We start from the raw sequence: 8,598 nt of genomic DNA on the forward strand, positions 1-8,598 counted from the left end.
TCTACGGAGAACGGCTGCCGCGGCATCCGCTCGGCACATGCCCTAAAGTCGGAGCGTGCGACTCGGCGTTCTCGATGTGGGATCCAACACTGTTCATCTGCTGGTCGTCGACGCGCATCCGGGGGCGCGGCCGGTGCCGCAGGCGTCGCACAAGTCGGTGCTGCGGCTGATGCGCTATCTCGAGCCCGACGGCAGCATCAGCGAGGCCGGAGTGGCCGCGATCATCGGCGCCATCTCGGCGGCGATGGCGGTGGCGCGGCGCGAGAAGATCGACGAGCTGCTGCCGATGGCGACGTCGGCGCTGCGCGAGGCGGCGAACGGCGACGAGGTGCTGGCGCGGGTCGAGGAGTCGACCGGCGTGGCGCTGCGGGTGCTGACGGGTGAACACGAGGGGCGGCTGACGTTCCTCGCCATTCGGCGGTGGTATGGGTGGTCGTCGGGCAACATTCTGCTGTTCGACATCGGCGGCGGGTCGCTCGAGATCGCGGCGGGGTCGGACGAGTTCCCCGAGGTGGCGGTGTCGGTGCCGCTCGGGGCGGGCCGCACGACGGTGCAGTTCTTTCCCGATGACCCGCCGACGCCCGAGCAGATGCTCGAGCTGCGGGCGCACTCGCGGCGGGTGCTGCGGGCGGATGCGCTGCCGCTGTTCGCGTCGATGCCGCCGTTTCAGCACGTGGTGGGGTCGTCGAAGACCATCCGGTCGCTCGCGCGGCTGGCGGGGTCGTCGGTGCCGAACCCGTCGGGCACGGGGGAGGACAAGGTGACGCTGCGGCGTGCGGAGCTCAAGGACTGGATTCCGCGGCTCGGGCAGTTGCCGGCCGAGGCGCGGCAGGCGTTGCCGGGCATCACGCCCGATCGCACGTTTCAGATCGTGGCGGGGGCGGTGGTGCTGCACTCGGTGATGAAGCTCTACGACGTCGAGGAGCTCGAGGTGTCGCCGTGGGCGCTGCGGGAGGGCATGCTGCTGCGGTACCTCGACGGGCTCACGGAGTAGCGGCGCGCGCGCCTCGAGAAGTCACTTCTCGGTCCAAAATGGCCGGGTCACGCACAGATTTCGACTTCTCGGCGGGGTGCGGGGCACCCGCTAGCGCGTGACCGCCCAGAGGGCGACGGCGCTGGCGGCCGCGACGTTGAGCGAGTCGATGCCGTGCAGCATCGGGATCTGCACCACCGTGTCGGCGGCCGCGATCGCCTCGGGCGTGAGGCCCTCACCCTCGGCCCCGAGCACGAGGGCGACCCGCTCGGGAACGCGGGCCTCGAAGTCGCGCAGGCTGACGGCATCCGGAGTCAGGGCGAGCGCAGCGATGTGGAATCCCTCGTCGTGCAGCAAGGGTTCGAGCTCGTCCCATTCGCCGACGCGGGTCCACGGCACCTGCAGCACGGTGCCCATGCTGACCCGGATGGCGCGGCGGTAGAACGGGTCGGAGCACCGCGGGGTGACGAGCACCGCATCGGCACCGATCGCGCCCGCCGAGCGGAAGATCGCGCCGACGTTGGTGGGGTCGACGACGTTCTCGATCACGACGACGCGCCGCGCCCCGGCGAGCAGTGCTCGCGCGTCGGGCAGGGGTGGGCGGGTCATCGAGGCGATCAGTCCGCGGTGCAGGAGGTAGCCCGTCAGCTCGGCGAGCAGCTCACCGGGCCCGACGAAGACCGGCACATCGCCGTGCCCGGCCGCGCCGAGTGCTGCGACGGCCTCGACTTCACTCGTGCCGAGCGCGAGCACCGATCGCGGAACATGCCCGGCCCGCAACGCCCGCTCGAGCACGAGCAGTGACTCCGCGACGTAGAGCCCGTTCTCGCGGCCGGGCTCCGACCGCCGAGCGTTCTTCAGTGCGACATCCGTCGCGTGGGCGTAATCGGTCAGGCGCGGGTCATCCAGCGCGGTGACACGGATGACGGGCATGGCACCCGATTCTAGGCGTGGCCGGTGCCGTCGGTCGGCGGGAGCCCGGGTCAGAGGCGGATGACCGATGCGACCCGCTCGGGCTCCCGAAGCCCGCGGCGGGCCGCCGCACGGCGGGCGAGGAGGTGGATGGCGGTGGCGAGGGCCCAGCCGAAGCAGGCGCCGGTGACGTTCGTGATGATGTCGTTGATGTCGGCGGTGCGACCGACGTCGGAGACGTATTGGGTGACCTCGATGATCAGCGAGAGCGCGAGGGCGCCGAGCAGCACCGTGCGGAAGCGCACTGCGGCGAGCGCCAGCAGCAGTCCGAGCGGCACGAAGACGAACACGTTGAGCACCGCGTCGACCGCGGAGCCGGGGCCGTCGACGACGAGGGGGGTGAGATAGAGGCGCACGCCGAGGCCGGTTCCGGGGCGCAGCGTCATGAACAGCACGGCCGCCAGCCAGATCAGGGCGAGGGCGGCGATGCGACCGCGGTGCGCGGGCGACGGCTCGAACGCGCAGATGACGCCGACGAGGGCGAGGGCCGCGAGCAGGGCGGCGAAGGCGGCGTTCAGGGCGAGGGTCAGCATGGTCGCATCAGCCTGGCAGGCGCCCCACGATGCTGGCTGGGGCTTTGCCATGACCTTCCGGTGAGGCGACTCGATCGACAGGTGTTCGCAAATATCAAACACTGCGGCACAATTGTCTTCACTGACCACCACTCCGGGAGGCGCGCGTGACCACGAAGACCACCGATCGATCGCACGACCTCACCGACGACATCGATGTCGTGGGCCAGCGCATCCGCTCCTTCCGCGAGGAGAAGGGGATGTCGCTGCGCAAGCTCGCGGAGCAGAGCGATCTCTCGGTCGGCTTCCTGTCGCAGGTCGAACGCGGCCTCAGCTCGATCGCCCTGTCGAGCCTGCGGGCCGTCGCCGCCGCGCTCGGCCGCCCGATGGCCGACTTCTTCGCCCAGCCGAACAGCCCCGAGAAGGAGCCCGAGGGCGTGGTCTTCACGCTCAACCGCGCGGCTGAGCACACCGAACGCGTGGTGTCGGGCGGCCGGCACTACGAGATGCTGAGCGCACGCGTGCCCGGCCTCGTGCTCGAGCCCATGCTCGTCTACATCGAGCCCGGCGGCGTCAAGGAGGAGGCGTCGTCGCACGCCGGCGAGGAGTTCGCCTACGTCATCCAGGGCGAGCTCTCCTACGAGGTGGCCGGCGTCACCCATCGCCTGGGCGTCGGCGACAGCCTGCATCTGCGCTCGAACACGCCTCACTCTCTGCACAACGACACCGACGAGCTCACCGTCGTGGTGTCGGTGGTCACGCCCCGCCTGTTCTGATCTGCGCGGGCCTCAATTTAACGATCATGTTAAATGAGAGCGCCAAGGGCGTTTAGTGGGATAAAACAGTATCCACAGAGGCCTATTCGTGCACCAGGACACAGTGGAGGACCCGTGGATACCCCGTCGCCCGTCAAACCCAAGAATCTCCGCCGCCGCCTCGCGGTGGCCGGAGCGCTCGTCACCACCGCAGCACTAGCTCTCACGGGGTGCGCCGCCGGCGCCGCCTCGCCCACCGACGCCGCGAGCGCGACCAGCGAGCTGCGCATCGCCGTGCCCTCCTACCCCGGCAGCTGGGACCAGGACTTCGTGGCCTTCGACCCGGTGGCGCTCGCCCTGTTCAAGAACGTCTACCCCTACCTCGTCGACTACGGCGTGACGGATGTCGACGGCGGCCAGATTCTCGACACCGAGAACATCCTGCCCGCCTGGGCCGAGTCGTTCACGTCGGACGACGGCAAGCTGTGGACCCTCAAACTGCGCGACGGCGCCACCTTCCCGAGCGGCAACCCCATCACCGCCGACGACGTCAAGTGGTCGAAAGACCGCGCCTTCGCCGCCAAGGCCAACGTGGCCGGCGTCTACTCGCTCATCGGCCTGACCGACCCCGAGCAGATCCAGGTCGTCGACGACAAGACCGTCACCTTCGACCAGGCCTACCCGAGCGCGCTCTCGGCGCAGATCCAGGCCATCAGCCTCTTCATCTACGACTCGAAGCTGATGAAGGAGCACGCCACGGCCGACGACCCGTGGGCGCAGGACTGGGCCGCCCAGAACCCGAGCGACGGCGGTCTCTACAACGTCGAGAGCTTCACCCCCGGCCAGGAGATCGTGCTCAAGGCCAATAAGGACTACCCGGCCGAAGACGGCCCGCACACCGACACCATCCGCCTCACGGTCGTCTCCGACCCGGCGGCCGAGAGCGTGCTGCTGCAGAACGGCGACGTCGACATCGCGCTCGGCCTCGGCCGCCAGCAGATCGCCGACCTCGACGGCGTCTCGGGTGTCAAGATCATCTCCGCCCCGTCGAACGAGATGATCTCGATTCCGCTCAACACCACGATGGCTCCGTTCGACAACCCGCTGGTGCGCCAGGCCGTCGCCTACGCGATGCCCTACGACGACATCATCTCGACGGTCTACGGTGGCGATGCCCGCCGCCCGATGAGCATCGTGCCGATCGACATGCCGGGCTACACCGAGGAGGGCTTCCCCTACGAGCAAGACCTCGACAAGGCGAAAGACCTGCTCTCCCAAGCCGGTGTGTCCGGTGCATCCGTCGAGCTGGCCTACGCGGCCGACAACGACGAGCAGGAGCAGATCGCCATCCTGGTTCAGGATGCGCTCGGCAAGGCGGGCATCACCGTCACGCCGACGCCGCTCGACCCGGCCACCCTCGGCGACCGTCGCGACGCGAAAGACCTGGCGATGCAGATCACCTCGGGTCAGCAGTGGGTCAACGACGTCGAGTACCTGATGAACGGCTGGACCACGGGCGCCTACCTCAACTACGCGAACTACTCCAACCCCACGGTCGACGCGGATGTCGAGGCGTCGCACACGATCACCGACACCGACGAGCGCAACGCGCTCTGGGCCGAGGTGCAGGAGCAGTTCGCCACCGACGTGCCGGTCATCCCGCTCGCCCAGCCGAACTACAACCTGCCGGTCGGCGACAACGTGAAGGGCTTCGTGCAGCCGGTCGACGGGCTGATCCGCCTGAAGTACCTCTCGATCGACTGATCCACCCCGGAGGGCGGGTGGCTCGTGCCGACAGGCGACGGCCACCCGCCCCTCCGCCGTCCCCCGCCCCCACCTGCGAAAGAGAAGCATGCGCCTCGCCCGATACATCGCCCTCAGGATCGCACTCGTCGTGCCGGTGCTGCTCGGCGTGATCGTGTTGACGTTCCTGCTCGTGCGGGTGCTGCCCGGCGACCCGGTGCAGGCCTTCGTGGGCCCGAACACCACCGCCGACGACGTCGAGGCCATCCGGCAGCGACTGGGGCTGGACGCCCCGCTCTGGCAGCAGTTCCTCGACTACCTCGGTGGCATCTTCGTCGGCGACTTCGGCACCTCGATCCAGACCGGGGTTCCCGTGTCGACCGAGCTCGCCTTCCGCCTCGCGCCGACCCTCGAGCTCGTCTTCCTCGGCGTCGGCGTCGCCGTGATCGCGGCGATCGTCTTCGGCATCATCTCGGCGCTGCGGGTCAACAGCCCGATCGACCACGTCAGCCGCGTGACCTCCCTCGTCGGCACCGCGATGCCCGAGTTCTGGCTCGGACTCATCCTCATCGTCATCGGCTACCAGCAGCTCGGCTGGTTCCCGGGCCCGAGCGGCCGCATCGGCCGCGGGCTCAGCCCCACCCCGATCACCGGCGCCGAGGCCGTCGACGCCCTGCTCACCGCCAACTGGCCGGCCCTCGGCTCGGCGCTGCTCTACCTCGTGCTGCCGGTGCTCACCATCGCGGTGGGCGTGACCGCCTCACTGCTGCGGAGCGTGCGCTCGGCGGCCATCGACATCCGGGCCGCCGCCCCCTGGTCGACCGCGCAGGCACACGGCATCAGCGGCCGCCCGCTCGTCACCGGCTACCTGCTGCGCGGCACCGTCTCGCGCATCCCCACCCTCGCCGCCCTCGTGCTCGGCAACGTGCTGGGCGGCGTGGTGCTGGTGGAATACGTCTTCTCCTGGCAGGGCATGGGCCAGTGGCTGCTGCGCGGCCTGCTCTACCGCGACTACCCGGTCGTGCAGGCCGGAGTGGTCATCATCGCGCTCGTCTACGCCGTCGCCTACCTGGTGGCCGACGTCATCCACGCCGCCCTCGACCCGAGAGTGAGGCTCTGATGGTCAGTGTCGGACCGGTCGGCGTCAACCGCCGCCTGCCCCGCTCCCAGCCGCAGCGCGCCTCGCGCGGCTTCGGCGCCGTGATGATCTGGACCGGCGCCGGCCTCGTGGCGATCGTGCTGCTCGCGAGCCTGTTCGCGCCGCTTCTCACCACCTGGGGCCCGGTCGAGATCGACTCGACCGCCATCCGTCAGGCACCGAGCGCGGTGCACTGGCTCGGCACCGACGCGAACGGCATGGATGTCTTCAGCCGCCTGCTCTACGCCGGCCGGGTCGACCTCGGGGTCGCCGTGGTGTCGGTCGCGATCGCCGTGGTGATCGGGTCGGTCATCGGGGCCGTGTCGGGCTACGTCGGCGGAGCCCTCGACGCCGTGGTGATGCGGCTGCTCGAGATCCTGCAGGCGTTCCCCACGTTCATCCTCGCCCTCGCCGTCGCCGCCCTGCTCGGCCCCGGCATCGTGAACCTCACCATCGTGGTGGCGATCGTGTCCATCCCCTCCTATGCGCGACTCGTGCGCGCCGAGGTGCGCACCGTGCGCGAGCTCGCCTACGTGGATGCCGCCCGCACCTCGGGGCTCGCGGGCGCTCGCGTGCTGCTCCGCCACGTCATCCCCAACAGCCTCACGCCGGTGCGCATCGTCGCGCCGCTCAACGTGGGCTGGGCCATGCTCGCCCTGGCGGGCCTGTCGTTCCTCGGCCTCGGTGTGCCGGTGCCACAGCCCGAGTGGGGCGCCATGATCAGCCAGGGCACGAGCGACATCGTCGCCGGCCGGCTCTGGACCTCGGTGCCGCCAGGCCTCGCCCTCGTGGTGTGCGTGCTGGGCTTCAGCCTGCTCGGCGAAGGGCTGCAAGAGCGCGAGACCCGCAGGAGAACCAGGTGAACGCCCCGATGAACGACATCCTGCTCGACATCCGCGGCCTCACGGTCTCGATCCCCACCTCGGGCGCCACCGTCGAAGCCCTGCGCGGGGTCGACCTCAGCGTGCGCGTCGGCGAGGTCGTGGGCCTCGTGGGCGAGAGCGGCGGCGGCAAGAGCATGCTCGCCCGCGCCACCATCGGCATGCTGCCCGGCCGCGCCGAGACCGGCGGCGAGGTGCTCTTCCGCGGCGACGACGTGCTGCGGATGTCGGAACCCCAGCTGCTCGAGCACCGCGGCCACGGCGTCGCGATGTGCTTCCAGAACCCGCGGGCCGCCATCGAGCCGCTGCGCACCGTGAAGAAACAACTTGCCGACCGGCTGAAGCTGCACCAGCGGTTGACCGGGCCCGCGGCATCCGCCGAATCGGTGCGGCTGCTCGAGGCCGTCGGCATCACCGACACGCCCCGCGTGCTCGGCTCCTATGCCCACGAGCTCTCGGGCGGCATGGCCCAGCGCGTGATGATCGCCCTGTGCCTGGCCTGCGACCCCGGCCTGCTGCTGGCCGACGAGCCCACCACGGGCCTCGACGTCACCCTCACCCGCGACGCCCTCGGGCTGCTGCGCTCGCTCGCGACCGACCAGGGCCGCGGCGTTCTGCTCATCTCGCACGACATCGCGGCGGCGGCCGAGGTGTGCGACCGCATCGTGGTGCTGCGCGCCGGCGATGTGGTCGAGGAGGGCACGACCTCGCAGGTGCTCACCGCTCCCCACTCGGAGTACACCCGCACCCTGCTCGCGGCCGTGCCCGACATCGACCGGCCGCTTCCCCGAACGGCGACGGATGCCGCCACCCCCGTGACCCCGCGGCGGCCCGTCGCCGAGGTGCGCGACGCCCACGTGCGCTACCGAGCCCGATTCGGCAGCAGCGGCCACCACGCCCTGCGCGGAGTCGACCTCACGGTCGACCGCGGCGAGACGGTCGGCATCGTGGGCGAGAGCGGCTCGGGCAAGACCACGCTCGCGCGCATGCTCGTGGGCCTGGTGTCGCCTTCGAGCGGGCAGGTGGTGGTCGCCGGCAACGACCTCGCGAAACTGCGCGGCTCACGCAAGCGCGCGCTGCGCCGGTCGGTGCAGATGGTGTTCCAGGATCCGCTGGGCGCCCTCGACCCGCGCCGCACCGTGCTCGACGCCGTCACCGAGACCCTGCTCGCCCAGGGCGTGGCAAAGCCCGAGCGCGAGCGCCGCGCCATCGAGGTGCTGCGGCGCACCGGCCTCGACGAGACCTTCCTCACCCGGCTGCCGCACGAGCTCTCGGGCGGCCAGGCTCAGCGGGTCGGCATCGCCCGCGCGCTGGTCTGCGAGCCCGAGCTTATCGTGTTCGACGAGCCCACCTCGGCCCTCGACGTGACCGTGCAGGCGCAGATCCTCGACCTCATCACCGAGCTCGGCGCCGACGGCGAGCGCGGCCAGCTCTTCGTCTCGCACGACCTCGCCACCGTGCGCGCCTTCTGCGACCGGGTCGTGGTGATCTACCACGGCGAGGTCGTCGAGCAGGGCACGACCGCCGAGGTCTTCGGCTCGCCGCAGCATGCGTACACCCGCCGGCTGCTCGCCGCGGCGCCCCGGCTCGGCGGGCGCATCCCCGACACCGTCTCACCCTGACA

General features: G+C 70.6%; 8 protein-coding genes. 6 read left to right on the forward strand and 2 right to left on the reverse strand.

The window, feature by feature from the left end; translation table 11 throughout:
• Positions 1 to 55 precede the first annotated feature (55 nt).
• A complete protein-coding gene (locus N1032_RS11790) occupies positions 56 to 994 on the forward strand; it encodes a Ppx/GppA phosphatase family protein (protein WP_259539283.1) in 939 nt (312 codons plus the stop codon).
• Between the two features lie 90 nt (positions 995 to 1,084).
• On the opposite strand, the gene N1032_RS11795 is transcribed toward N1032_RS11790, so the two are convergent.
• Entirely contained in the window at positions 1,085 to 1,906 is an 822-nt protein-coding gene (locus N1032_RS11795) for a TrmH family RNA methyltransferase (RefSeq protein WP_259539284.1), read from the reverse strand.
• 50 nt (positions 1,907 to 1,956) lie between these two features.
• On the reverse strand, positions 1,957 to 2,529 hold the full coding sequence (locus N1032_RS11800; RefSeq protein WP_259539285.1) for a VanZ family protein: 573 nt from the start codon (positions 2,527 to 2,529) through the stop codon (positions 1,957 to 1,959).
• A gap of 95 nt (positions 2,530 to 2,624) precedes the next feature.
• On the opposite strand from N1032_RS11800, the gene N1032_RS11805 reads away from it, so the two are divergent.
• The 5 genes from N1032_RS11805 to nikE all read left to right on the forward strand — a co-directional run bounded on the left by N1032_RS11805 (position 2,625) and on the right by nikE (position 8,596).
• On the forward strand, positions 2,625 to 3,233 hold the full coding sequence (locus tag N1032_RS11805; protein WP_259539286.1) for a cupin domain-containing protein: 609 nt from the start codon (positions 2,625 to 2,627) through the stop codon (positions 3,231 to 3,233).
• A 114-nt stretch (positions 3,234 to 3,347) separates the two neighbouring features.
• On the forward strand, positions 3,348 to 4,976 hold the full coding sequence (locus N1032_RS11810) for an ABC transporter substrate-binding protein (protein WP_259539287.1): 1,629 nt from the start codon (positions 3,348 to 3,350) through the stop codon (positions 4,974 to 4,976).
• An 88-nt stretch (positions 4,977 to 5,064) separates the two neighbouring features.
• Complete coding sequence (locus N1032_RS11815; protein WP_259539288.1) at positions 5,065 to 6,075, forward strand: ABC transporter permease; 1,011 nt, start codon at positions 5,065 to 5,067, stop codon at positions 6,073 to 6,075.
• Positions 6,075 to 6,956: an ABC transporter permease gene (locus N1032_RS11820; protein ID WP_259539289.1), complete on the forward strand. Its 882-nt coding sequence runs from the start codon at positions 6,075 to 6,077 to the stop codon at positions 6,954 to 6,956. The genes N1032_RS11815 and N1032_RS11820 overlap by 1 nt, the downstream gene beginning before the upstream one ends.
• Positions 6,953 to 8,596 (forward strand): nickel ABC transporter ATP-binding protein NikE, encoded by a 1,644-nt coding sequence (nikE, locus tag N1032_RS11825; RefSeq protein WP_259539290.1) that lies wholly within the window; start codon positions 6,953 to 6,955, stop codon positions 8,594 to 8,596. The genes N1032_RS11820 and nikE overlap by 4 nt, the downstream gene beginning before the upstream one ends.
• Positions 8,597 to 8,598: the final 2 nt, after the last annotated feature.

The sequence above is a fragment of the Herbiconiux daphne genome (assembly GCF_024979295.1).
In the GTDB taxonomy this organism is placed as follows: domain Bacteria; phylum Actinomycetota; class Actinomycetes; order Actinomycetales; family Microbacteriaceae; genus Herbiconiux; species Herbiconiux daphnes.